Annotated in this window: 16 protein-coding genes and 2 pseudogenes; 10 read left to right on the top strand and 8 right to left on the bottom strand. The window is 55.1% G+C overall.

Translation table 11 applies throughout. From position 1 onward, the window contains the following. Positions 1 to 1015: 1015 nt before the first annotated feature. Positions 1016 to 1747 carry a TraX family protein gene (locus ACA075_RS25335; protein WP_497296067.1) on the bottom strand — a complete coding sequence of 244 codons (732 nt, stop codon included), beginning with the start codon at positions 1745 to 1747 and terminating at the stop codon, positions 1016 to 1018. A gap of 313 nt (positions 1748 to 2060) precedes the next feature. Between ACA075_RS25335 and ACA075_RS25330 the strand changes: the two genes are divergently transcribed. From ACA075_RS25330 to ACA075_RS25310, 5 genes are all read left to right on the top strand, one after another. Continuing rightward, positions 2061 to 2747 carry a YiaD family glycine zipper/OmpA-like lipoprotein gene (locus ACA075_RS25330; protein WP_497296066.1) on the top strand — a complete coding sequence of 229 codons (687 nt, stop codon included), beginning with the start codon at positions 2061 to 2063 and terminating at the stop codon, positions 2745 to 2747. Positions 2748 to 2841: 94 nt separating this feature from the next. Further along, positions 2842 to 3270, top strand: coding sequence for a hypothetical protein (locus tag ACA075_RS25325; protein ID WP_210075552.1), 429 nt, complete (start codon positions 2842 to 2844; stop codon positions 3268 to 3270). Positions 3271 to 3641: 371 nt separating this feature from the next. Further along, positions 3642 to 3824, top strand: coding sequence for a hypothetical protein (locus ACA075_RS25320; protein WP_497296064.1), 183 nt, complete (start codon positions 3642 to 3644; stop codon positions 3822 to 3824). Then, the gene (locus ACA075_RS25315; RefSeq protein ID WP_497296063.1) at positions 3817 to 4350 is read left to right on the top strand and encodes a hypothetical protein; all 534 of its coding nucleotides are present in this window, start codon (positions 3817 to 3819) and stop codon (positions 4348 to 4350) included. The genes ACA075_RS25320 and ACA075_RS25315 overlap by 8 nt, the downstream gene beginning before the upstream one ends. Continuing rightward, complete coding sequence (locus ACA075_RS25310) at positions 4347 to 6530, top strand: hypothetical protein (protein ID WP_497296061.1); 2184 nt, start codon at positions 4347 to 4349, stop codon at positions 6528 to 6530. Before ACA075_RS25315 ends, ACA075_RS25310 begins: the two co-directional genes overlap by 4 nt. Here ACA075_RS25310 and ACA075_RS25305 read toward each other — a convergent pair. The 5 genes and pseudogenes from ACA075_RS25305 to ACA075_RS25285 all read right to left on the bottom strand — a co-directional run. Continuing rightward, a pseudogene (locus ACA075_RS25305) lies at positions 6527 to 6616 on the bottom strand (site-specific integrase); the annotation flags it as partial. The gene ACA075_RS25310 and the pseudogene ACA075_RS25305 overlap by 4 nt on opposite strands. 1 nt (position 6617) lies before the next feature. Continuing rightward, positions 6618 to 7082 carry an N-acetyltransferase gene (locus ACA075_RS25300; RefSeq protein ID WP_497296060.1) on the bottom strand — a complete coding sequence of 155 codons (465 nt, stop codon included), beginning with the start codon at positions 7080 to 7082 and terminating at the stop codon, positions 6618 to 6620. Positions 7083 to 7104: 22 nt separating this feature from the next. After that, the gene (locus ACA075_RS25295; RefSeq protein WP_497296059.1) at positions 7105 to 7266 is read right to left on the bottom strand and encodes a hypothetical protein; all 162 of its coding nucleotides are present in this window, start codon (positions 7264 to 7266) and stop codon (positions 7105 to 7107) included. After that, on the bottom strand, positions 7259 to 7414 hold the full coding sequence (locus tag ACA075_RS25290; protein ID WP_497296057.1) for a hypothetical protein: 156 nt from the start codon (positions 7412 to 7414) through the stop codon (positions 7259 to 7261). The genes ACA075_RS25295 and ACA075_RS25290 overlap by 8 nt, the downstream gene beginning before the upstream one ends. Positions 7415 to 7479: 65 nt before the next feature. Continuing rightward, positions 7480 to 7989, bottom strand: coding sequence for a hypothetical protein (locus ACA075_RS25285; protein WP_497296056.1), 510 nt, complete (start codon positions 7987 to 7989; stop codon positions 7480 to 7482). Positions 7990 to 8431: 442 nt separating this feature from the next. Between ACA075_RS25285 and ACA075_RS25280 the strand changes: the two genes are divergently transcribed. The 4 genes from ACA075_RS25280 to ACA075_RS25265 all read left to right on the top strand — a co-directional run bounded on the left by ACA075_RS25280 (position 8432) and on the right by ACA075_RS25265 (position 23128). Next, positions 8432 to 10138: a ShlB/FhaC/HecB family hemolysin secretion/activation protein gene (locus ACA075_RS25280; protein ID WP_497296055.1), complete on the top strand. Its 1707-nt coding sequence runs from the start codon at positions 8432 to 8434 to the stop codon at positions 10136 to 10138. Between the two features lie 24 nt (positions 10139 to 10162). Next, positions 10163 to 22027 (top strand): two-partner secretion domain-containing protein, encoded by an 11865-nt coding sequence (locus tag ACA075_RS25275; RefSeq protein ID WP_497296053.1) that lies wholly within the window; start codon positions 10163 to 10165, stop codon positions 22025 to 22027. A gap of 4 nt (positions 22028 to 22031) precedes the next feature. After that, positions 22032 to 22340, top strand: coding sequence for a hypothetical protein (locus ACA075_RS25270; protein WP_497296051.1), 309 nt, complete (start codon positions 22032 to 22034; stop codon positions 22338 to 22340). Positions 22341 to 22711: 371 nt separating this feature from the next. Beyond that, positions 22712 to 23128 carry a hypothetical protein gene (locus ACA075_RS25265; protein WP_497296050.1) on the top strand — a complete coding sequence of 139 codons (417 nt, stop codon included), beginning with the start codon at positions 22712 to 22714 and terminating at the stop codon, positions 23126 to 23128. Between the two features lie 348 nt (positions 23129 to 23476). Here the strand turns inward: ACA075_RS25265 and ACA075_RS25260 are convergent. Next, positions 23477 to 23625: pseudogene (locus ACA075_RS25260) on the bottom strand (IS5/IS1182 family transposase); the annotation flags it as partial. A 169-nt stretch (positions 23626 to 23794) separates the two neighbouring features. On the opposite strand from ACA075_RS25260, the gene ACA075_RS25255 reads away from it, so the two are divergent. Beyond that, on the top strand, positions 23795 to 24304 hold the full coding sequence (locus ACA075_RS25255; protein ID WP_497296049.1) for a hypothetical protein: 510 nt from the start codon (positions 23795 to 23797) through the stop codon (positions 24302 to 24304). Positions 24305 to 24651: 347 nt separating this feature from the next. On the opposite strand, the gene ACA075_RS25250 is transcribed toward ACA075_RS25255, so the two are convergent. Next, positions 24652 to 25599 (bottom strand): ATP-dependent nuclease, encoded by a 948-nt coding sequence (locus ACA075_RS25250; protein ID WP_497299332.1) that lies wholly within the window; start codon positions 25597 to 25599, stop codon positions 24652 to 24654. Positions 25600 to 25695 lie beyond the last annotated feature (96 nt).

Genomic DNA, 25695 nt, shown 5'->3' with positions numbered 1-25695 from the left:
GGCATCGGGGTATCTGCGCAGAGTGCTTCGGGGTATCTGCGCTCTCCTTCGGGGTATCTGCGCTCATCATCGGGGTATCTGCGCGGGGCGATATCTGGAAGGCCCGCAGAACGTGGGCTCTAGAAGCGTTCGAGCTGCCTAACATGCTTTTAACATGATTTTAACATCTAGCCTTGGATGCATTACGACTCAGGTAGAGGAATTCGACAGGGGAAATGTTCGTCGTGATGCCCTATGGGCTGGCTTGCCGTAGCGAAGCTCGCGATAGGAGGAGCCAACAGAATTTGGATAAAATCGTACGCTAAGCGTGCGGCCTGTCAGGTTGAGGCGCTGTGTGAGCCGACTAGGCCAGCGATCCTGGCCAATGAGTTGAAGTCCGTGGCTGCGAGCTTTGAGCAAGGCAAGGGCCATTATTCAGCGTGAAGCAGGATGAACAAAAATGATCAATGGGCCTTTTGGACGCTTGTAGATCCTTGCATAATTAACTTGCGACTTAGTCGTGTACCCTTGGGTGGTTACAGGGATCCGAAAGGATCGCACCCCGTTACTGCGAAAGCAGTTCGCCCAGCGCGACGCAAGAACGACCTGTCCCGTCGAACGCATGCAATCGACGGCTGAGAATCCCTCCTAGAGAGGGATTCGCCGTTTCTGGCCCCCGATTTTCCTCTCATTACGTTTTGGGCCGGTTCCGGACTTCTTTCGGACACTGTCCTTCGGCTTTTTCTGGGAATCGACCGCGACCTTGAAATGCTGACCCCTTCTTTTGGATTGGCATTCCTGGTGAGCCTTCACCCTCGACCCATAGGAGTACTTATCGTCGGGGTATCTGCGCGTCTGCGAGACGGCATGCCAAATCTTTGAGCAAGCGCCTGAGGCGCTTGAGAGGCCCCGGAAGGGAAGGAGGTGAGTTCAAGCATCGACACGCATCCTGGAGGCTATGAAGTGGCAGGCGAAGGGCGAAGAGATCCCGCGCGATCTAGCGAATCCTCAGCGTCCAAGCGCTTGCTAGGTGGCATCAGAACGATATTGATAGGGAGCTGAGAAGTAGTAAGTGGATCGGATAAACTGGGTAGAGCCATCCTTTGACGGAGCGTAACGGTGGCACCTGGATCTGCAGCAGAGTCAGTCCGAGCATTGGTGCCAATGCGGCTGCGGTGATGACCGCATGATCCATCGGTGGCAGATCATGCAACAGCAAAATCGAACTGCCAACATTTGCGATAGCGGCGAGAAGAGCGGATAGGGACCAACTTACGATTTTAATCTCTAGCTTCCGTGCCTGAAGCGCGATTACCAGTGCACTAGGTAACAACACTCCAGCTACGCCGTAGCTCAGTACCGGACGGAGCGCGATTGTGATCAACAGGGCTAGGATCCCGCATAAGATCAGTTCGGGAGTCCGATGATGCATCGCCTGAGCGATAACTAGCCCAAGTGCTATAACGAACAGAATGTTTAAATGCCCGTTATCGAAATATCTCGAATACGGCCATTGGCTCAGGATGGCGAATAGTAATATCCCACTCAGATATTTCAATCCGACTGGACAACTGATTGGCTGCCGGACAACATTTGCCGCAATTGCGACACAGAATAAGGGGTATGCAAGTCGACCGATAATCCGCATCGAGGACAGATTTTCCTGGATTTCATTTGGTAGCACGAACCAGGTGTGATCGATGATCATCGTAAATAGTGCGATCCACTTAATTAGATCGAGCGAGCTGTCTCTTTCGAAAGTATTCATCGTTAGTCTGCAGCGGCTATCTGTTGTCGTTAATTATATATGGCTTTTGGTCTTGTGATATATATTTATCATGAGGAAGTTGGAGGTTTGTTACTTGTATGTGCGGTAGTGCTGGTACATAATTATGCCTAGGAAGTAAGTGGCAGTTAATCGCTGTGTACCAAACTACCCCCGAGCAGCGATAGGGGTAGGGAGGCAATAACTAAAATAGCCCGGTCGGGTGCTCGCTGTTATTCGTATATATCCGGTTGACTCTATCAACTGGCTCGGACGCACTTTCTCCATTCTACGACTAACAGTTAGAGGCCTCGACATGCAAAAATCTATTACCTCCGTGCTGGTTACCAGCATTCTCTTCTCTCTCACTGGCTGCGCTGGTACTGGGTTGCAGGATCAGGATGGTTCCCGCAACCAGACCCTGACCTGGGGCTCCATCGGCACTATCGCAGGAGCCGCAGCAGGGGCGCTGATCAACAAGGACAACCGTGGTAAAGGCGCACTTATTGGCGCTGGTATCGGTGGCTTGGCCGGCGCAGGTTACGGCGTGTACGCCGACCGTCAAGAGGCTGAACTCCGCAAAGCGACTGCTGGCACTGGCATCGACGTACAGCGCCAAGGCGATGACATCAAGCTGGTGATGCCTGGTGCGATCACGTTCGCTAATGGCTCGACCGAACTGTCTCCTGCTGCCCAATTTAACCTGGACAAGCTGTCTGGTTCCTTCAAGCAGTACGGAGAAAACAACATTGAGGTCACTGGCCACACCGATAGTGTCGGTAGCAACTCTAGCAACATCGAGCTGAGCCAGAGGCGCGCTATTAGCGTCGGTAAGCACCTGATGAGCCAGGGCATTGATAAGAATCGCATTCAGGTGTTCGGTGCCGGTCCGTCGCAGCCGATCGCAAGCAACAGCTCGGAGCAGGGAAGGGCGCAGAACCGTCGTGTGGAGATCAAGCTAAAGGCGCCGCTGCAGCCGGTGGCTATGGAGCGGACGCAGTAACGAATCTACGTCTGGCTCCTTTGCCAGGTCTCGATACCGCACCGCTTTTACAGCAGGACGAGACCCTGGCACATTAAATTGAGGCAATCAGATTATGAAAAAGCTGAGCATCATCGTTGTCACCATGGTTTTGGCTGCACTTGTCGGCTGTGGCGAACCCAAAATGAATAAGGTCATGCCGGCAACTGCGACGGCTGATGCTGTGTACAGCGAAAAGACCTCTCGATACTTGGATAAAGCTGTAGGGCGACCGAAGGCAGAAAGTATTCAACTCACTTTCTGGAATGAGCCAGGCAATCGCGACACCGGATACATGTCACTGCTGATAAATGGCGTTCAGAAGGTGCGTCCGATAGACAATATCGGCGGTTACAGCCGCCAAACTGCTGGTACAGACGCTTTTAAATTTGTATATGAAAATGGCAAGTGGTCAGCGTATGTTTCGGAAAATGATATAGAGACGCATTCCAACCATCCCGAGGAATTTTTCGCGGGTGTTGCGCAAATACTTCGACATTATTGATTTACGTGCTTGTTCAGAAGCCCCTTCATTGGGGCTTTTGCTGGCATATAGGTTGGCTCTATGATGGGTTTTCTTTGTGCTCTGAAAATCAAGCTAATAGCCATCCAATTTATTCTTATGTAATTGCAAAAGCATTTTCATGTTTGTGAACAATCAATTAGATGGCTGAGCTTTAGGGTCATAGAATTATGTGTGTGAGCATGAAGAGGCTTTGGTTATGTCGTATGAGCAGCTAAAAAAGGTTCTCGCAATACTGCGAGAGATACAGGTTAAAGCATGTGAGTTGCCAGAATCATGCGTGCATGACGGCTATATCATTTCAGCCCTTGCTGGAACTGTAGAGGAAATTCTTTCGAAGGAGGGCGGGAACTATGTTTAAAGAGGCGAGCGTAAAGATTCCAAGAGCTATCGGCGTTTTTCTAATTATTTATTTCGGCTTGGTCTTGCCGGTTCGTGAAATGCCGCAGCTTGATAGAAGCGAAAGCACGATGCAAATCAAGGCTCCAGAAACTCCAATTCCTCCTGTTTATATGAGGAGTAGTAATCATGAATAAGATTAAAACGGCGTTTGGTTACCTGAGTGGTTATCGTCAGACTGTCAATGCTGGTCGTGAGCTTAAAAATGCCGCTACTCTTCCGATTTATTTTATTAAAAATATTTACCATTGGGTCAGTGAAATACGGATACAGGCGAAAGCTGGTCGCCATCTCGCGGAGCTTGATGATGAGCTTTTGTGGGATGATATTTGTTTGAAGAGTCAAGTTACGAATGAGTCACTGCGGCGGGCTTATAAGTCGCTTATTTTTGTCAATTTTGTATTAGTTCTTAGTGTTGCGGCTGTGCTTGCGTATTTTGTCGCAAGCTGGGGGCAGGGCAAAATGCTTCTTTTCGCTAATGGTGTTTTTCTGAATATGGTGCTGATGTTGCTTTTTCAGAATGCCTACCGTCTTCATATGGCTTATACGCAAAGCGCACCACACCCGTTGCGATTTTTGCGAGAGATTTTTAAACGACCGTCGTTGTTGATAGGGCGAGTGCTGCCTAATGACTACTGTGTGCGGGTGAGGGCTATCGAATGAATAGTTTCTCCGCACTTGTACTGACATGGCTTTTCGGTCGTTGGATATTTGATGTGGCAGAACTCCCAGGAATAGGTGCTCAGGACGTAACACCACTTACGATATTTGCATCCGCTTTTTCAACACTCGGCCTAGCCATGTTCGGCGCCCTCGCGGCCTGGGCTATATTTCTCGGAATTTTCCGACTCAAAAACAACGGGAATTTTTTCGGTGCAAAAGATGGGAACGAGGCTTTTTTCTACCCGCTGCGGGTGATCTTCGCCTTGACTCTAATTGCACCGGTTATTCCTGTCTCTAGTGCCGGCGGGATTCAGATCACTTTGACGCCAGGACACGCTCTTGTGGCCGGTGTCTCCAAGTCTGCGGCCGAATTCGGTGACACGATGCAACACAATGCATTTCAACTGATGCATCGCCATAATCTGTTTAGTGATCCGAAATTCCGAGTTGAAGTCGACGCGAAAGTCGCTTTGGACATGCTAAACAGTTGGAAAATCTCAGCGGTCCAACTCGCTGGTCTGAAAATATTCCGAGATCCGAACGATCAATTAAATTCGCTATCGGGTCGTGACCTTGCGAATGAGGCTTTAAAAATAAAATGGAATCAGGTTTACGGCGGTAAGTATCCAGCTGCGGGCTCGACTGAAGCCGCTGCTGCAGGCGTGTATATCGCAAACGCGGGCCGATCTTTACAGATACCGTTAATTCCTCCGAGCGACGAATTAGCCCGTGCTGTCAGTATGGGCGTCCAACGATTGATCGATCCCGACGCGGTTACTGGTACGGTTGAGGGGGAGATGGAAACCGAGGGGTGGTTTTGCCAATCCGGTTGGTTGTCGTCAATGACATGCAGTGATGAGTATGAACAGGTCAAGAAAAACAATGCCGCCTCTATTGAGGTCGGTATAGCCTCGGCTCAGCGTCAGATCTGGATCGGTCTGGTCGAGCATGCCGTCCAGCAGGCGATTTTAGCTCGGGACGGGACTGTGGGGGCAGGGGACGCGAAGACGTTTTTTGAGGAAAGTATCACATGGGCTAGTCAGTCTGCAGACTGGTACAAAACCATGGTTGAGCAAACCATCAGCACCACGATTGCAACTGACCAGGCAGCTCGTAGTGAAGCGTATTTTGACGAAGTAAAGAACTGGGGTTGGATGCTCGGCGGCACTTTCGTGTTGCGCGCAGCGAGCGACTTCTCACGTGCTGCTAGCTACGCAGAGGGCGCGACCGCACAGATGATGCCAAAATCCACGCTTTCGGCGATGACTCCGGGCGACTCGCTCTCAAAACTGGTCGAAAGCGAAGCCCTGGCACAGATTCAACCTGGAAATGTTGGTGCTGAAAAGTCGCTGCTGGCTAGAGTTTTTTCGCTCGACATCCTCAAGTCCACGACCGGGCCCTCGAACCAGAATATTCACAACATTGCGTCCTGGGGACGCTCGCTCGTTGGCACTGGCATTGGATTTTTTGCGGGCGGGACGATCGCGAAATACATCCCCGGTCTCAACTCAATCACTGATGGGACGCTGCCAAAAGCAATCGGAGGAATAATGATTGTCTCTGGCGGGTTGCTTGGCTACGTGATGCCTCTATTGTTTGCTATCTATGGACTGATAGGAGCAATCAGCTGGCTCGTAGCTGTTGCTACGACCTTTTTCGGAGTGACGCTCTGGTCGGCTGGTATGGCCGCACCGAAAGGCGAAGAGCACACCTCTCAATTGTCGGCGAAAGGGTGGAACGCCTTCATCTTCATCTTCCTCTATCCTGCTTTGGCCGTGGGTGGCTTGGCAGCTGCGATTGTGATTAGCGCTGTCGGCCTGGCAATGGTCCAGGCGATGGCTATGGGGCTTTGGGGGATGTTTGATCCTGGTGTCGCCGATGTCGGGCGTCCGCTGGAAAGCCTCGGCGGCATCCTGATCGGCGGCTTGCTGATGGTCGTAGTGATCATCCTGCTGTCATGGAACGTAGTTGTCACCAGCGCCCAACTGATCACTTCATTCCCGCGTAGCGTGCTCAACATGATTAGTCTGTCTGAGCCTGGTTTAAATCCTTACGAGAACTCTATGCAGGGGATTATGGGGGGGCTGTCTATGAGTACCCGGCAGATGCTGACTGGATCTATCAGCAGGTCGATCACTCCATTCCGACCGCCACAGTCCCCACAGGGGGGCGGTGCCTAATACTGCACTTTATATGTCGGCGAATCTTCCGGTCTGGAAGCTCGCCGATCGTATATGCGCGTGTTGCTGATGTTGGCGTGCCCCAGCTCATAACGCTTGCCTCGCGTTGAATCCCGCCTCGATCTCGGGCCACTCCGGCGATGCCATCATCTCGCGGATCTGCTGTTCGTGTGGAAGCTCGGGCACCAGGTGCTGCCAGCGCTGTTGGGCTTGCTCCAGATCACCAGTATGGAGTTCAGGCTCGATCAGTGCGCCTGCTGCTGCCAACCGCTGGCGAGCCTTGGACCAAAATCCCTTTGAGCTCCAGAACTCTTGAATAGGCACCAAGGGCACCTGATGCGTGCGCCAAAGTAACCACATCACGGATAGACCCACTCCCCCACGTTGATGCTGGTCCTCGATTTCAATCTTGTTGATATAGAGCCGGTCGCCCAGCGGGTTGATGCCGTAGTCGACATAACCGACACGCTGGCCATCGACCTCGATGCCGGCAAAGGTGTCGATGCCTGGAAAAACAAAATGGCCGCGGTAGGCTGCGGCGTGCTCAGTCACTATTTGCACCGTCGACGCACGCTCACTCAGATGTTTGGCCTGGCGACGCTGGAAAAAAATCGCGAATCGGCTCGAACTCTTCCATCGGCTCCTGCTCCGTAGAAAGCTGAAATTGGGCAGCGGTGAGGCGCCGTTCGCCGGCGACCTGCAGGTCGCCGCTAGGCTTATTCATCAGGTCAGTCATCGTTATCCTCGGCGGCGCACTGGCACACCTCATCGTCTACAAAGGTCACCCAATAGGCAGTGTCGTCACCGATACCAGAGAGGTCTTCTGTCCATTTCACTGGCTCGAAGGGCAGGCCGCAGCCCAGGCAAATATTGGGGTCGTACATAGGAAACTCCGTATGGGTTGATCCCCACACGGTGCTGTCACGACATGATCCCCAGCAAGCACAAGCTATCCCCTAGGCATGCAGTTGTAGTATTTGTCACGCTCAACGATGTCGTAGCCGTTCTTTTCAATTGCCAAATACCATTTGTTGCCCTTGCCCATTGCCGGTTTTGAGTCCTTCACCTCAAACAACCCCAGTGAAATGTCATGCTCCAGGACAATGTAGTCGCGGGTATCGAGCTCGCAGGCCGGGTGGCGCTCCACCAGTTGTGAATCACCGGCCTCATTCGCCAGGTGAACCCAAACGGGTTCACTGCAGGTTTTGCAGCGCCAAGTACGGCGATCCAGATTTTCTCGATCCATGTCCTCCACTTCACAGGTCCGGCAGTCGTAGCGTTGATCAAATCCAGTGCTGATTCCTAAACGCATGAGGGGCGTCCTTAATTGGTGATAACGAATTTTATCGGTAATTTTCAAACCTGCTGGAAATTGAGGCGAGAAGAGTAGGTCGGTAGCATCCAAGTCATGAAACCTCACCTGATGCGTAATTGCATTCAACTGAACACTCAGTTGCATCGGGTCTGAACACTCAATTGCATTCGACTTGCACACCCAATTGCATTCCCACTGCACAGCAGTTGCACCACTTGCACACCTGGTGAACGGGGTTGCCTGATCACCATTTCTTACCCGGCCCAAGGTCGATTTTTATTGGTCTCTCCTGTAGCGAGTGGTTACACATTCAAATAAAAAAAACGGCACTCAGTGCCGGTCTATTGTTGCATCTGGTTTCGTTTACAGTTTGTTGCCTCGACGCTTACGCATGGACTCCCCGGTCAGCTCCATCAGATGTGACCGATGAATGATTTGATCCCAGTCCGAAATAATCAGAGCCGACTCAGGCCATTCCAAGCCCAATATCCAGGCACACGGCAATTCATTCGATTGACGCCAGAATACTGGCCATCTAATATCGCGCCACTATTGTGCTACCACTCTCCATTTCGAGGGATCGAACATGTACCCAGCCGCCCTCGCGGCGAGGTTGTGCCTGGCTTTGCTGTGCCTTTCTCCGCTGAATCTTGCTCATGCCGCCCCGACTCCAGGGGAAACCGACCTCATCCGTGAACGCCAGGATCGCCTGCTCGAAGAGCAACGTCGGCGCCTCGAAGAGCTCAAGGAATTACCCGGCAAGGAAGTCAAACCCGCCGCACCGACAGCGCCCGCTGATACCCGTTGCTTCCCGATCAAGGACATCGAACTCAAAGGCGCCGACAGTCTTTCCGAGCGCGAGAAAAATCGCCTGCTCAAGCCTTACATCGGCCAGTGCCTGGGCGTAACCCAGCTCAATGAACTGTTGAAAGTCATCACCGACCACTACATCGAAAAAGGCCTGGTCACCAGCCGTGCCTACTTGCCGCAGCAGGATTTGTCCGGCGGGCATTTGAAGGTGCTGGTGGTCGAGGGCAAGCTCGAAGGGTTGAAGGGCGCGGAGGGCAGCAAGCTGTCGGACCGCGAGTTGGGCATGGCTTTTCCCGGCAAGACCGGTGAGCTGGTCAACTTGCGGGAAATCGAGCAACTGGTCGATCAGCTCAACCGTTTGCCATCGAATCAGGCACAGATGGAATTGGCACCGGGCAAGAACGTCGGCGGCAGCGAAGTGCTGGTCAAGAACACGCCGCAAAAGCCCTGGCGTGCCGGGTTGTCCCGTAGCAATGACGGCCAGCGCAGCACCGGCGAGCAGCAGTGGGGCACCACATTTGATTGGGACAGTCCGTTGGGCCTGGCGGATCAGTTGAATCTACGCGGCGGCCACGATGCGATGACCGACCACCAGCACACCTCCAACAACGCGCTGCTCAATTACAACCTGCCGTGGGGCTGGTGGAACTTCAATTACACCTACAGCCAGAGTGAATACCGCTCGCAGGCGCAAGCCAACGGCTTCAACTTCAAGCAGACCGGTGACAGCGAAAATCATCAACTGCGTGCCGAGCGGGTGATCCATCGCGACGCCGTGAGCAAGACTTCCCTCAGCACCGGCCTGTCGTACCTGCGCACTAACAACTTCATCGAAGACAGCAAGCTCAAGCTGAGCAGCAACCGCATCAGCGAAGCGCAGTTCGGCATCAACCACGGTCGGCGCGTCGGCAGTGCTTTCGTCAACCTTGACCTCGGCATGCAGCAAGGGATCGGCGCGTTCGATGCCCAGGGCAACGGTCACCCGGGTCCCGGTGAACCGGATGCGCGCTACCGCAAATACACCGCCACCGCGAGCTATCTGCAACCGTTCAAGGTGTGGGGCGAGTCGTTCAGTTTCAGCAGCCTGATGACCGGCCAGCGCAGTGAAGACGTGCTGTTCAGCCCGCAGCGCACCAGCCTCGGCGGTCAGTCGTCGATTCGTGGTTACAAGGATCAATCCTTGTCCGGTGACAGCGGTGGTTACTGGCGCAACGACCTGCGCTGGAGCCGTCCGGTGACCCTGGAATGGCTGCGCCCGGTGTTCGCCGAGTACGGCACCAGCCTCGGTTACGACCAGGGCGTGATCCGTGGCGATCGATACAACGGCGATCAGCACGGCCGTATGTCCAGCAACTCGGTGGAGGTATTTGCCCGCGGTCAGCACCTGGCCGCCAGCGTGACCTTTGCTCATTCCCTTGAACGTCCAGACACCCTGACCGAGCGCGAAGCGCCGATCTATTTCCGCATGGATTTCTTTCTCTAATTTCGCTGCCTTGAGACCTTCGACATGGACGCCCGTCAATTCGCCTTCCTGAGCCGTCAGCCTTCTTCTGCCGTGAAAACCCGCGAGCACTTCTGGGGCATGCCCAAGCGCGGGTTGGCGTTCCTGTTGGCGAACGTGATGTTCTGGCAACCGATGTGGGCCCAGGCGGAAGGGATCGTCGTGGCCTCGCCGGGCACCAGTCTCGGCCAGGCGGGCAATGGCGTGCCGATCGTCAATATCGCCACGCCCAATGGCACAGGCTTGTCGCATAACCAGTTCCACGACTACAACGTCGGCACCCAGGGCGTCATCCTCAACAACGTCGCCAACCAGACCGGCGCGACGCAATTGGGCGGCATTATTGTCGGCAACCCGAATCTCACCAACCGGGTCGCCGCGCAAACCATTCTCAACGAAGTGGTCGGCGGCAGCCCGAGCCAGTTGCGTGGTTATACGGAAGTGGCGGGGCAGTCAGCCCGCGTGATCGTCGCCAACCCTTACGGCATCAGTTGCAACGGTTGCGGTTTCATCAACACTCCGCGTGTGACGTTGACCACCGGCAAGCCGGTGCTCGACAACGGGCGACTGGATCGTTTTCAGGTCGATCAGGGCAGCGTCTCCATCGATGGCGCGGGGCTGAATGCCAACAACGTCGACAGCTTCGAAATCATCACCCGCAGCGCGAAGATCAACGCCGAGATTCAGGCGAAGAACCTGACGATTGTGGCCGGTCGTAACGACGTCAATGCACAGACGCTCAACGCCACCGCTCGTGCCGATGACGGTAGCGTCAAACCGCAACTGGCCATCGACTCGTCGGCGCTGGGCGGGATGTACGCCGGGGCGATCAAACTGGTCGGTACCGAGTCGGGTGTCGGGGTGAAGCTCGACGGCAAACTGATCGCCAGCGGTGGCGATATCCAGCTCGATGCCAGCGGCCACTTGAGCCTGGCCGACACCTCGGCCACGAACGGCGCCGTCAACGTCAAAGCCGCCAGCCTCGACGCTCGCGGCCCGGTCTACGCCGGCACCGCGCTCAACGTGCAAACCCAGGGCAACCTGAGCAACCAGCAAACCCTCGCCGCCCGCGACAGCATCGCGCTGAGCGCTGGCGGTCAGTTGACCAACAGCGGCGTCATCGAGGCCGGGGTCAACGCCGACAGCGGTCGCAACGGCAATGGCGATGTCAGCCTGACGGCGCAGAACCTCAACAACAGCGGCAAAAGCGTGGTTGCCAGCCGCAACCTCACCGTCAACACCGCGCAGACCTTGAGCAACCAGGGCGGTACGCTGAGCGCCGCACAAACCGCGAACATCAGCGCCGGGACCCTGGACAACCAGAACAATGGCCGGGTGCTGAGCAGCGGTGCGCTGAACGTGACTGCCAATCAGGTTCTCAACACCAACGGGGTGATCAACAGCACGGGTAATTTGGCGGGCACGATCGGTCAGTTGAACAACAGCACCGGTGAGATTTCCAGTGCCAGCATCACTCGGCTGAACGCAACCACACTGAACAACCGCAGTGGTCAGGTGCTGGGCGATCTGGGTTTGAATATCGACCTCAGCGGCACCTTGGATAACCGCGACGGTGTATTGGGGTCGGGCAAGAACGTGGATCTCAAAGCCGCCAGCCTTGACAACCGCGACGCGGGCGTGATTGTCAGCGATGGCAGCCTCACCGCACGCATCAGCGGTTTGCTGGATAACCAGAACGCGGGTGAAATCAGTGCCAAGGGGGCCATTGATGTACGCAGCGGCAGCCTCGACAACCGCGCTGGCAAAGTCAGCGGTAACGATACGCTGACCATAAACGGCAACTCTGCCGACAATCGTGGCGGGGTAATCCAGGCCGACAAACAGCTGAAACTGCAAGTAGGCCAACTGGATAACCGCGACAAAGGCTTGATCAGCGGCAAGGCCGGTATCGTCTATGACGGTACTCGCCTGGACAACAGTGGCGGCTTGCTCAGTGCCATCGGCCCAGTCACCCTCAACGCCAATGAAGTGCAAAACGCGGCCGGGCGGATTTCCAGTCAAAGTGACCTCACCGCCACCATTGGCCTGCTGCAACAACAAGGCGGGGCATTGGTCGCCCAAGGCAACCTGAGCCTGACCGGCACAACCCTCGATAACCAAAATGGCGGTCTGGTCGGCACCACCAAAGCGCTGACCCTGAAGGTCGACGACATCGACAACCGTGCAGGCGAGCTCTCCAGCAGCCTGTTGCTGAACATCAAAGGTCAGCGCCTGGACAACAGCGACGGCGGGAAAATGCTGGCCGCCACCGATCTGGAAATGGTCGTTGCCGAACTGATCAACCAGAATAAAGGCCTGATCATCGCCAAGGGCGCAACGACGCTGACCGGTACCTCGCTGGATAATACCGGCGGCACCTTCGACAGCTTCAATGGTTTGGTGATCACCCTTGACGATGCCTTGCTCAATGGCCAGGGGCTGATCAGCAGCGAAGGAACGTTGACCGTCGACGCGGCCAGCCTCGACAACAGCGCCGGCAGCCTGGGCAGTGCCGGTGCGTTGTCCGTCACCAGTCGTGGCGGCTTGCTCAATCTTGGCGGCTCGATCAGCACCGATAACACCTTGTTTCTTGACAGTGCCAGCCTGGATAACAGCCAGAAAGGCCTGATATCCGGTAAAGACGCCACCCGCGTCATCACCGGCAACGTTGATAACAGCCTGGGTGGTCGTCTCATCAGCGGCAGCACCCTGGAGCTCACCGCCAAGCAGGTCAACAACGCCGCCGGGCGAATTGCCAGCCAGCAAGCATTGACCGCCTCGGTCACCGGGCTCGATCAACAGGGGGGTGAACTGTTCAGCCAAACCAGCCTGAGCCTGGACCTGAACAACGGCCAACTGAACAACCAGAACGGTCTGATCAACGCGCCGTTGCTTGTGTTGAAAAACCTCAAGGACGTCAACAACCAGCACGGTGAAATCTCCAGCGCTCAAGCCTTCACACTCGCCGCTCAGAGCCTGGACAACAGCAACGGCAAATTGCTGAGCAATCAGGGCCTGACCCTGCGCATCGCGCAAGCCCTGAACAACCTCAAAGGTGTGATTTCCGCCGCGTCCCTGGATAGCCACAGCGACAGCCTCAACAACAGCGAAGGCTTGATCAGCAGCCACGACCGGCTGGAACTCACCACCGACAACACACTGGATAACCAGCAAGGTGGGGTCATCGCCGACGGTGAACTGCTGCTCACCGCCGACACCCTGGACAACCGTGGCGGCGATATTGCCGGCAAGGCCGACGCCACCGTTCAGGTCAAAACCCTGGATAACCAGAAAGGCCAATTGATCACCACCGGTGTGCTCAAGCTGACCGCCGACACCCTCGACAACCGCCAAAAAGGTCTGCTCGGTTCCACCAAAGCCATGACCCTGACAGTCGATGGCCTCGATAACCGCGGCGGTGAGGTCAGCACCAACGCCGACTTGTCGATCACCGGAAAAAAACTCGACAACAGCGATGGCGGCCAGGTTTTCACCGGTCAGGCGCTGACCCTCACCGTGGACCAGTTGCTCAACCGCAACAAAGGCCTGCTCAGCGCCACTACCGCGCTGAACCTGCAAGGACGTTTGCTGGATAACAGCGGCGGCAATTTGCTCAGCGTGCAAAACATGCACTTGAACCTGACCGGCGCGTTCGACAACAGCCTGGGCCAGGTCAGCAGCGAAGGTGCGTTGACCGTCAAAACCACTCAACTGACCAACACCCAGGGCAGCCTTTCCAGCGCAGCGAATTTGACGCTCACCAGCGACGGCAGCGTCAGCAACCAGGGCGGTGCAGTGGTCACCGATGGCGCGCTCACCCTCACCAGTGCCAGCCTCGACAACCGCCAGCAGGGCAGCATCAGCGGCAAAGGCGCGGTGACGGTCACCACCGGCGCATTCGATAACAGCCAGGGCGGCCGCCTCAACAGCGCCAGTACCCTGAACCTCGTCGCGGGCCAGGTCACCAATCAGGACGACGGCCGCATCGGCAGCCAAGGCGCCTTGACCGCTTCGGTCACCGGGCTGGATCAGCAGGACGGCAAACTGTTCAGCAACACCAGCCTCAGCCTGGACCTGAACAACGGCCAGTTGAATAACCAGAACGGCCTGATCAATGCCCCCGGTGCCTTGCTGCTCAAACAACTCAAGGGCGTCAACAACCAGGGCGGTGAAATCTCCAGCGCCGAAGCCTTCACGCTGACCGCGCAAAGCCTGGACAACAGCAACGGCAAATTGCTGAGCAATCAGGGCCTGACCCTGCGCATCGCCAACGCGCTGGACAACGTCAAAGGCCTGATCGGCGCTGCGTCCCTCGACGTGCGCGCCGCCAGCCTGAACAACAGCGGCGGCAGCCTGACCAGTCGCGGCGACCTCGAACTGACCGTCGACGGTTTGTTGCGCAATGATGCCAAGGGCCTGATCAACGCGGCTCAGCTACTCAAAATCGGTAGCGCCGAATTCAATAACCAGAGCGGCACGGTGCTTGGCGCCAGCGCCGTCATCCTCAACGCCATGGCGCTGAACAACCGCGATAGCGGGTTGATCAACAGCCAGGGCAACCTGACCCTGACCGCCACTAACCTGGACTCCAGCAACGATGGCGAAGTCTCGGCCAAGGGCGATATCGACCTGACCCTGACGTCCCTGACCCAGAACGGTGGCCGCCTGCTCGGCGAAAAAGCCGTCACTGTGGAGCTGGACAACGGCGACTTCGACAATCGCAACGGCCTGCTCACGGCCAAGGGGCCACTGACCCTCAAGCGCCTGCGCGATCTCAACAACCAGAACGGCGAAATCTCCAGCAACCTCGGTTTCGATGTGATTGCCCGCGCCATGGATAACAGCGCCGGCAAGCTGATCAGCAACCAGCTACTGACGGTCAACGGCACCAGCCTAGTCAACCAGAAGGGGCTGATCTCCGGCTGGCAGGGTCTGACCGTCAACGGCGACAGCCTTGATAACCGCGACAGCGGCACACTCTCGAGTCGCAACGGTGATGTTGCCGTGGACCTCAAAGGCGCCTTGCTCAATAGCAATGCCGGGGCATTGGTCAGCCAGGGCAGCCTGAGCGTCAAATCAAAGCGTCTGGATAACAGTAACAAAGGCATCCTCAGCAGCGCGGCAGGGCAGACCCTCACCTTGGGCGAGTCCCTCAACAACAACCAGGGCGGCTTGATCGACAGCGGCGCCGCACTGGACATCACCGCCGGCGCATTGACCAACGCGGGCGGTACGATCAACGCGCAAGAGGCGATCAACGCCACAGCCACCGACCTGGACAACACGGCCGGGAGCATCGCCGGTAATGGCGCAGTGACGCTGGATCTGCTCGGTGCATTGACCAATACCAGCGGCAAACTGGCCGGCGCCGGACCGGTGCTGATCAAGGGCGTTACCGACCTCGCCAACCAGAACGGCCAACTCGCCAGCCAAAGCACGCTGACCCTTCTGACCGGTTCGCTGGACAACAGCAACAACGGCACCATCGCCGCCAAAGACGCCTTGCAGATCACCGCCAGCGGCGCGGTACGTAACAACGCCAATGGTTTGATCTACAGCCAGAACGCCGGCCTGAACTTACAAGCAGCCAGCCTGGCCAACGGCAAAGGCGCGATCCAGAGCCAGAACGTCCTGACCCTCGACGTCAGCGGCGACCTCGATAACCAGAGCGGCAAAGTCATTGCCGAGAACGGCGTGGTGACAGTCAAAGCCGCCAGCATCGACAACCGCGGCGGCGTGCTGTCGAGTATCAAAGGCGCCCTTGAAGCGCGAACCGTCGGCGTGTTGCGTAACGGCTACGACCTCAACAACAACCGTCAGGGCGGGATCATTCAAGGCCAGAGCCTGATGCTGTCGGCACTGGCTGGTCTGGACAACAACGGCGGGCGGATCTCGGCCCAAGCCATTGACGCGAGCATCACCACCGCCGCGTTCGACAACCGTAATGGCGTGCTCTATGCCAAGGGCCTGGTCGGTGTGACCGGTACCAATCTGGACAACGGTAACGGTCAGATTGCCGGCAACCGCATCGACCTCAGCCTCAGCGGCGCCCTGAGCAACCATGCCGGTATCGTTGAAAGCGACACCACGCTGACCGTCAAAGCGGCTAGCGTCGATAACCAGTCGGGCCGGCTTCGCTCTCTGGGCAATACCGGCAAGACCAGCTTCCAGATCGGCGGCTTGCTGGACAACCGCAATGGCGTGCTCGAGACCGCCAACACCGACTTGACCTTGGCCGTTGGCAGCTTTCTGAATGCCGGTGGCCAACTCAATCACGTCGGCCTTGGCCGATTTGATATCTCCACCGCCAACGTCATTGGTGCCGGAGGCGGAATCACCACCGCCGGCACCCTGGATCTGAATGCCGATACCTGGACCAACTCCAGCGTCATCCAGGCCGGGCGCTTGAACGTCAACGTCGGTAATTTCAGTCAGACCGCCAGTGGCAAGTTGCTGGCCTCTGACTACTTACAAGCGCGTGGTGGTAACTGGACCAACGATGGCCTGATCGCCAGCGATGGCGTGGTGGATATGCAGTTGGGCGGCAGTTACAGCGGCAACGGGCGGATGTCGAGCGTTGGCGGTCTTTCCCTAACTGCGGCACAACTGAACTTGAGCGCGGCCTCGAGCATTGCCGGTGGTGGCGACTCCACGGTCAAGATCGGCGGACAGCTGACTAACGCCGGGCGGCTGACTTCCAACGCCGACCTGACCGTCGAAGCCGGTAGCCTGAACAACACCGGAACACTGGGGGCCGCTCAAAACCTCGACCTCAAAACCCCGTCGCTGCTCAATCATCGCGGGCTGATCTTCAGCGGTGCCGACATGACGTTGAGCGTCGGTAGCTTCACCAACCAGAACGGTGACCTGTACGGACTCGGTAACGTAGCGATCAGTGGTTACGGTGGTGCTGCCCGGGCCGCGGGTATCTACAACGTCTCCGGTTCAATGGAAAGCGGTGGGGCATTCACGATTAACGCTGATGTGTTCCAGAACCGTACTGATGGCGCCGTCGCGTCTGGCGGTCGCAAGCTGGTGTCGGGGTTTATCGCCAATATATGTAATGACTGCAAAGGGGACTATTACACCTTCACGCTGGCTGCCCGTGAGGTCTACGAAAGTGTCGACAACGACACCAGTGCCTCGGCGCTACTTACAGCCGGCAAGGATTTCGTTTTCCAGGGCGGCAGCGTCCTCAATAGCAAAAGCACTGTGAGCGCCGGCGGCAATATCAATATCACAGCCGACAGTCTGCAGAACATTGGCGCGCAGAACGGGACCATTGAGCGCACGCGCCTGTACAAGGTCTACGATATGGGCGCGGGCGATACCGGGCAGTTTTTCTCCGATGTCCTGACGCCCTACAACCAGCGCAACAACCCTGATTTCCCTTATGTGTATTACCTTGATCTGGAAGACAATATCCACAAGGCCATACCCAAATCGGCTCGCGGCAGAGAGCCGGGGCGAGACGGTGAAATGTATGAAACGGTCTCCCTCAAAGACGCCGATACGGGTGCAACCGTCGATACACGCAGCGTCTATAACATCGTACTGCCCGGCCTGAAATACGGATTCGAAAACACGACGCTATCCCAATACGACCCGAACAACCTGCTTGAACCGCCGAGCCAGCTGTCCCAGTACACACTGCTCAGCGACGTTGAAATCGCCAAAGACAGTGGCGGTACCGCAGGTGTAGGCAGTACTCGTAATGCCGTTATCCAGGCCGGTGGCAATGTTGCGATCACGGCTACCCAGGATCTGCAGAACAGCGTCATCCACCAGGACTACAGTGCCGGCGGCGGCACCAATAAAGTCGCGGATACCAAGGCAAGTGGTACCGGCACCACTGTCATAAGGCTCAATAGTCAACTACCGCCCGATCTTGCCCAACAGCAAGTCAACCCGCTGACATTGCCGGGCTTTAGTCTTCCCACCGGGCAGAACGGCCTGTTTCGTCTGAGTGCTCAGGACACGAGCGACATCGTACCGGGTGCAGTGACCGCGCATCCGCCGGGTTGGACTGTGGGCAGTGAAAACGTCATCACCCAAGGACATGTGGTCGCCGCTAACAGCGGCGGTCCGCGCAGCTTGCAGGTCAACACCCCGACGGCCGTCTCCAGCAGTGACCGCGCCGTACTACCTGTCAGGCGCACACCGACCGTGGCAACGGACGTCGCCAGCACACTCGACGTGACCGTCAAACTGGATGGCTCTAATGCCGACGCGCATACGAAAGCTATCCAGTCCGCGATCGGTATTCGTCCCGTGACGCGCGTCACCGGCCTGCCGGATGTGAAAGCGCCGGCCAACGGCCACAAATACCTGATCGAAACCAATCCGGTACTCACCAACCTCAAGCAATTCATGAGTTCGGATTATCTGCTGGCCAACCTCGGCTACGACCCGGACACCAGCGCCAAACGCCTGGGCGACGGCCTCTACGAACAGCGTCTGATCCAGCAAGCGGTCGTCGCCCGCACTGGCCAGCGCTACATCGACGGCCAGACCACCGACGAAGGCCTGTTCAAGTACCTGATGAACAACGCCATCGCCAGCAAGGACGCACTCAATCTGTCGATGGGGGTCAGCCTTACCTCGCAGCAAGTTGCGGCACTGACTCACGACATTGTCTGGCTCGAAGAGCATGAAGTGAATGGCGAAAAAGTCTTGGTGCCGGTGCTGTATATGGCACAGGCCGAAGGTCGCCTCGGCCCTACCGGTGCGCTGATTGCAGGCAACGACGTAACGCTGATCGCCGGTCAGAACCTCGATAACGTCGGGACGTTGAAAGCGACCAATAACCTGTCGGCGACGGCGGGCAAGGACCTGGTCAACAGTGGGCTGATTCAGGCGGGTAATCGACTGGATGTGCTGGCGGGTAATGACGTCATCAACAAGTCGGGTGGCATTCTTGCCGGTCGTGACGTGAGCGTGAACGCGATCATGGGGGACGTACTCAACGAGCGCACCATTACTTCACAAGACAACAACACCCGCTTTAGTACGCAACATCACGATTTCGCCGACAGCGCCGCGCGCATCGAAGCCGCCAATGACCTCAACGTCTCGGCGGGGCGGGACATCAACAATATTGGCGGTGTGCTGCAAAGCGGTCGTGACATGGACCTGAATGCCGGACGAGACCTTAACGTTTCCTCGGCGCAGGTCACCAATAGTGTGTTCAAGGACAGCAAACACAACAGCAGCGACATCACCCAATTGGGTGCCACCGTCACCGCCGGCCGTGACCTGTCGGCCCAGGCTGGGCGTGATATCAGCGTGATCGCCAGCCAGATCGATGCCAAACGCGACATCGCGATGTCGGCAACCGATAACCTGATCATCAGTTCTGCGGCGGACGAAGAGCACTCCCTGTCCAAGAGCAAAAAGCTCACAAGGCAGGAAGATCATGTCAGCCAGGTCATGTCGGGTATTACGGCGGGCGGCGACGTGGCATTGGGTGCCGGTCAGAATCTCGCCGTGGTCTCCAGCCGCATTACCGCCGGCGATGAAGCCTATCTGGTAGCGGGCGACAGCCTCGACATCCTCGCGGCGCAGGACACCGATTACTCGCTATACGACAAAAAGAAAAAAGGCTCCTTCGGCTCGAAGAAAACCAAGCGCGATGAAGTCACCGATGTGAAAAACATCGGCAGCGAAATCACTTCCGGCGGCAACATGGTGCTCGCCAGTGGCGGCAATCAACATTACCAGGCCGCCAAGCTCGACAGCGGCAACGACTTGACCATCAGCAGTGGCGGGGCCATCACGTTCGAGGGTGTGAAGGACCTGCATCAGGAGAGCCACGAGAAAAGTGATACCAGCCTGTCCTGGAACTCAATGTCGGGCAAAGGCAATACCGACGAGACCCTGCGGCAAAGTCAATTGGTGGCTCAGGGGCAATTGGTGATCAAGGCGGTTGATGGCCTGAACATCGATATCAAACAGATTAACCAGAAATCGGTCAGCCAGACCATTGATGCAATGGTGCAGGCAGATCCGCAACTGGCGTGGCTTAAAGAGGCCGAGAAGCGTGGTGATGTGGACTGGCGTCTGATCAAGGAAACCCACGAGTCGTTCAAATACAGCAGTTCGAGCCTCGGTCAGGGCGCGATGTTGGCGATCATTATCATTGTCACCGTGCTGACGGCTGGCACCGGAACAGCAGCAACTGTTGGTGCAACTGCAGGCACAGCGGCTTCTGGGGCGGCGGCAGCAGCAGGTGCGTCAGCGGCCACTGCAGCGTCTATAGGCGCCGCTGCATCGGCTGCCGCAACGGCAAGCTTTTCGGCGGCGGTTGCGCAAACTGCTGTCAGCGCGATAAACAACAAAGGCGATTTGGGTGGCACCTTCAAGGATGCTTTTTCATCGGAAAGCCTGAAAGGCTATGTACTCGCCGGGATTACGGCAGGTATTGCATCAAAGTTCGGGTTCACACCTACAGACCTGAAGTTCGACTTGGCCAGCGCTCAAACCGTTGCGATCAAGACTGCGGCCGATACGTTGGCAAAAACTGCCATCATGGGCGGCAGCCTCAAGGACAATCTGGTTGAATCCGCGTTGGGGGCAGGCATCAGTATTGCCGGAGCAATCGGGGCCAACAAAATTGGCGATGTAACCCTGTTTGAAAACGGCAAGTTGACGAAAGTCGCAATGCACGCTGCTCTCGGCGGTCTGATGGCCGAAGCGATGGGCGGTGACTTCCGCAATGGTGCGCTGGCGGCAGGTGCCAATGAAATGTTAGTGGATTTTCTTGCCGATAAGTTGCTACCAAGAGATCTCGAGCCGGGCAGTTTGGCTTATCAAGAGGGGGTGATAAAACTACTGACTGCGTCGCAATTGGTCGGTGTCTTAACGGCCGCTGTAACTGAAAGTGATCCAGGCATCGCGGCCACTATTGCTGCAAACGGAACCCTGTACAACTCTCTTAAGCATCGTGAAATCGATCTGCTTGTTGAGGATGCTTCGAACTGCGAGAAAAATGGTAACTGCGATGCTGTGCGTGAGAAGTTTCGAAAACTGAGTATTATTAATCAGGACGAGCTGAAGCACTCCTGTAATGAGAATCCTGCCAAATGCATACAGGAAAACAGCGAAATACTCGATCAGCGTGACGAGTTAACGGAACGACTCGGGAGGTTAATGTTGGACTCCCGTATTCCGCTGGGTATCAAGTCAGACCTGCAGGCTTACATTCTCCAGAATATGGCGGAGTCGTCGATACTCCAACAAGCGCAAGCGGAACTGGCACTGCAGGCACGAGGTGTTTCACAGGAAAAAGCCAGCTGGATCTCGATGTTGGCCGGTGCTGCTGCTGGTAGTTTGCTGACGATTAAAAGTGGAGTGAAAGGTTTTTTCGGCAGTGATAGCGCTGAAGTAATAAAAATTAATCCTGCTAAAATAATCAAAGGGTCGCCTGAGTTTGATGAGTTAAATAATCCTCGGCCAAATTCTAAATATGAGCTTTCAAACGGAACGAGCTTTAGTACTAACGGCTCTGGGTATGTGGAAAATATAACCTTCAAGCCAACACTGGAGAAAGTTCCAAGAGACTCCCGCCAGACTGTTGTCGGTAAGGAAGGGCTTCCAACGGATGTGGGGGGGCATATTCAGGCCTGCTCGCTCGGAGGTACTTGCGACAGGTACAATCTCTTTCCACAGGATAGTAATTTTAATAACTCTTCTTATAAGAAATTTGAAAATGAGTTGCGGGTTTCGCTGAAGGATGGTAGAGATGTGGGGGTGGTCAATGTGCAGTTTCAGCGCTCTGATGCCGGCTCTGCCAGACCTGACTCAATTGTTGTAAAGTACACAATTGACGGTGAAGCGAAAACCAAGCGCTTTCTAAACCAGAAGGGTGGATAATGTAATGAAAGAACAGTTAGAGATTTTAAATTCCTTGGCCGCCCTCATTTATGAAGAGGCGCCGAAAGCCTGTGAAGAAATTGTTTATAAAGCTGAGCTGGATTTAGATGAGGGTTGGGTTGAGTCCAGTTTTTCATATTGTAAAGATGGAGTTCGGCATTCGGATTTTTTGTCCGATTCGTGTGAGGTGGAGGTTTCGGCGTTAGTTTCGAAGTTGAACGAGCTTATGTGTAAGCATACGGGCGGTAGATGGCGTTGCTTTGTTATGAAGTTTGACCGCAATTTTGAGGTGTCTACCGATTTTGAGTATTGAACAGGGATAACCGGGGACAGACCACGTTTTCTGTGTCGCACTTTGGCGATCTGGAGTAAAGGGGAGTGTAAGGGGGCGGATTTATTTGTTTGGCTATGCGATGGCCAGAAAATAAATCTATAGCGTTTTTTCACAGCGGTTTTTTGGCGACGACTTCTGGCGAAGTAAAATCGTAATAGATGTCGCATTTGTCACCAAATACATAATGTTTTTTCTCCTGTAAAGGACTACTTGATGCGCTCTTTTGGTTCCTGGCTCCTTCAGGGCCGACGGTACTGCTGTCAGGTTGCAACACAACTCCATACGACAAAACGGCGATTTACTACAATCGGGCGCAGTTTCCTGCACAAATCGTCAAAGATTATCCGGTGTTGAATGATCCCATTCTTCAGTACAGACGTTGCTCGTTAATTATTTCTACACCCGGGTCGAACACCGGTACTTACTATTTCTGCACCTACGCGCTGACTGCGAATGGACTTTATGTGCTGGGGTGGGATGCCAAGGCGCTGAAGTATATGGAGATCGTGCACGTTGATTTGTCGACGCTCAAAAAGATTTCCATTTATTCATTCTTGCGGACCAACCAACTCCAGTTGATAGAAGAGCGGCGGCAGATGGCGCTGAGTGCCTCCATTGACGAAGGTGGGTATATCGATACTGCGGCCACTGAGCGTTTGTTCGAAGCCATCAAGAACAAGGGTGTTCTTGTGGCGAAAAGCGAAGGAATGATGAGCCCGCCCGCACCTCCAGTGCCGATGATCATTCCAATCATTATTCCGAAGTGAGGGCGCAAGGGGACATCCATTAGCCGGTTTCGAGCCAAGGCAAAAAAGCCTACTCACCTTGCATTTCTTAGCTGCGGGTTTGCCGTTTAACTCAACCGGATCGGTTGAACCCGTCGATCTCGCTTCCTCGTCATTGGCTACGACCGAGTCGTGCCTGTCATCCATTTGGATAGCTGTCGATACCCCGCGCCCTGGCAGTCAGTTGCCCCAGAGAAGCGTTGGTAACCAACACAGCACTGTTGCTCGATTGCAGGTCTATACCACAAAACTTCATCACGGCATCCTCACCAAAGACAATGTTCGCAACTTGAATTTTGCGGCACCTCCGCGAGGAGGGGGAGACGACTGCAAAATCCCACCCGCTAACTCATGTTTTTCCAACAAGCGCCGGAAGTTGAGGATAGTAGTTTCGTCGGGGATCCGATCTCGGTTCAGCCCCGAAACTGGCGCAGGATTGTCGTTTCGTAGAGTCCCTCTTCCGTTTCCGGGTCGGCATAGATTTTTTCATCGACTGAACGTACTGTTGTGTCGCCAGCCAGTTAGTATTGATGTTCGCAGTGACCGCGTTGTTGGGCACTTCACCAAACGTGTGCAAGTGGTGCAACTGCTGTGCAGTGGGAATGCAACTGGGTGTGCAAGTCGAATGCAATTGGGTGTTCAGGTACGATGCAACTGGGTGTGCAAGTCCATGCAATTACGCACCTGAATGATCTGCTCCTCGATCACATCATTAACTCCGTTCCCGTCCTGCAGATCGGGCGTGATCGTATGGCCTACTATCCAGGCTCTGCGTTCGCCGGCCTGGCCTGCAACGCCTACCCGCAATCCTGGAGAGCCAAGGCATCGAAAGAACCCAGTGGTTCACTTTGGTTCGCGATCCACCTTGATGCGATCGGAATTTACTGGGAAGTTGACTATGTTGCATGGGCGAAAGGCTGCGCTTTCGTCTCTACCCCCGAGCATCGATTCTATTGGGCGCACGGCAAACCCGGGCTGGCTGAGAGGGTGCTGCGCCCCTTGTATCTGGACTGGATGCTTCAAGGTGCTCTTGCGGCTGAGTACGGGCCTGATTATTTACCAGGGTTAGCCGGCGACCCAGTGCTTCTGGACGAGTACAGCGAGTACCAGGAGCAAATGGTCCAGCTGCCGAGCAGATTCGCAATCGAGGCGCGATAGGTTGAGCAAGCATTGACGACAACCGCGAATATCCTTAGATTGAATCCACTAGGCGAGGGAAACGAGGGCGAAAGCCTCCACCCGCGGACATATGAAAGTGCTTAACGAAGAAACCACCTCACGGTGGTTTTTTCGTTTCTGGCGCCGAATTTTCCAGCAATCCTTCAAAGCCTCCATCCCACGCCGGTCATGCGGGGTAGTTGTCCCCGGGGTCGATAGAGAAAACGGACAAAATCGCACGCGTACGATTTTGTCCGAATTCTGCGGGCTCCCCTTATAGACTTCGGGTGGAAGTTGATCCATAGCAGCAGAACTTTACTCAAAAGTAAAAAAACAGCAAGAAATAGTCACTGCCCCATCAGTCCGGAGTTCCAACGTTTTATAAACTGACATAATTCAATCATGCGCTGCTTTAGATCCAATATATCATAGTTGGTCGTAGAATTTGCTATGATGTACGAAGCAATCTTTACTTTGTTAGCTTTCGTGTAGTTCTTGGGTCGGTGTTTTTTGTATTGTAGAAGGTTGGACCATTTGCTCCTGGCTGCAAATTTAACTGCAAGTTTATGAGTCGCTTTGATGGCGTCTTCTAAAAGCTCCATATCGAGATAGTTTTCGATTTCGCGCCCTTCCGTAATCCAGGCATAGTTATCCTTGCTTTTGGAAAACTCTGCGATAATTCTCTTTTTTGTGTTGTTGATTTCTTTGTGGGCGCTACTCTTGTCGCTGTCGAGCAGAATCGCTGAGTGGCGATTCAATTTGGTCAAGCTAATGAGGTCATTAATACTGTCATCCTCCTCATCATTGGTAGCGAGATGGCTGAGCAATCGTCCGCCATAAAACATGATCGAATAATGAATTCCCTCTAGCAGTTGCGGAGCCATACCTTTGATCCAATGGTTTAGATAAAGGCGGTCGGAAGGACCTTCTACCCAAATTACACAATTAGCTTGAATGATATCAGAGGCCATGTAACCCATGCGGTCGAGTGTTTCGCTTAATTCTGGTTTGCACTCGATGTGAGTACCATAGCTCTGAAATATTTTTAGCTTGTCCTTAGCCGCAATGTTAATCAAGGCCGCAGAATGAGTGCTAATGAAAAGCTGTTGGACACGCTCGTTAGCGATGGCCATCAAGTACTCCATCATAGAACGTATCAAAGTAGGATGGAGGTGCGTTTCTGGTTCTTCAATTAGACATACTGAGTTTCTCGGACGCTCTCTAAGCCACGCACAGGTCCATGCGAAAGCTTTCCAGCCGGACGGCAGCCAGTGACCTTGTAATCTATTTGGCATTCGCAGGTCGTCCTTGAGCCACAAATTAACAACCCCATTTTCATCCGTTTGAAATGAGCTGGTGTCTAGTAACGCATGTCCCGCCGGAGTTTTTGA

The organism is Pseudomonas sp. LBUM1663 (assembly GCF_059695905.1).
This window is presented reverse-complemented; position numbering and strand designations above follow the sequence as displayed.

Coding starts and splice junctions, on each gene's coding strand:
- ACA075_RS25320 (WP_497296064.1), top strand. CDS start 3,642: ATGTTTAAAGAGGCGAGCGTAAAGATTCCAAGAGCTATCGGCGTTTTT.
- ACA075_RS25275 (WP_497296053.1), top strand. CDS start 10,163: ATGGACGCCCGTCAATTCGCCTTCCTGAGCCGTCAGCCTTCTTCTGCC.
- ACA075_RS25310 (WP_497296061.1), top strand. CDS start 4,347: ATGAATAGTTTCTCCGCACTTGTACTGACATGGCTTTTCGGTCGTTGG.
- ACA075_RS25270 (WP_497296051.1), top strand. CDS start 22,032: ATGAAAGAACAGTTAGAGATTTTAAATTCCTTGGCCGCCCTCATTTAT.
- ACA075_RS25290 (WP_497296057.1), bottom strand. CDS start 7,414: ATGTACGACCCCAATATTTGCCTGGGCTGCGGCCTGCCCTTCGAGCCA.
- ACA075_RS25250 (WP_497299332.1), bottom strand. CDS start 25,599: ATGCCAAATAGATTACAAGGTCACTGGCTGCCGTCCGGCTGGAAAGCT.
- ACA075_RS25325 (WP_210075552.1), top strand. CDS start 2,842: ATGAAAAAGCTGAGCATCATCGTTGTCACCATGGTTTTGGCTGCACTT.
- ACA075_RS25335 (WP_497296067.1), bottom strand. CDS start 1,747: ATGAATACTTTCGAAAGAGACAGCTCGCTCGATCTAATTAAGTGGATC.
- ACA075_RS25295 (WP_497296059.1), bottom strand. CDS start 7,266: ATGACTGACCTGATGAATAAGCCTAGCGGCGACCTGCAGGTCGCCGGC.
- ACA075_RS25330 (WP_497296066.1), top strand. CDS start 2,061: ATGCAAAAATCTATTACCTCCGTGCTGGTTACCAGCATTCTCTTCTCT.
- ACA075_RS25315 (WP_497296063.1), top strand. CDS start 3,817: ATGAATAAGATTAAAACGGCGTTTGGTTACCTGAGTGGTTATCGTCAG.
- ACA075_RS25280 (WP_497296055.1), top strand. CDS start 8,432: ATGTACCCAGCCGCCCTCGCGGCGAGGTTGTGCCTGGCTTTGCTGTGC.
- ACA075_RS25285 (WP_497296056.1), bottom strand. CDS start 7,989: ATGCAACTGAGTGTTCAGTTGAATGCAATTACGCATCAGGTGAGGTTT.
- ACA075_RS25255 (WP_497296049.1), top strand. CDS start 23,795: ATGCAACTGGGTGTGCAAGTCCATGCAATTACGCACCTGAATGATCTG.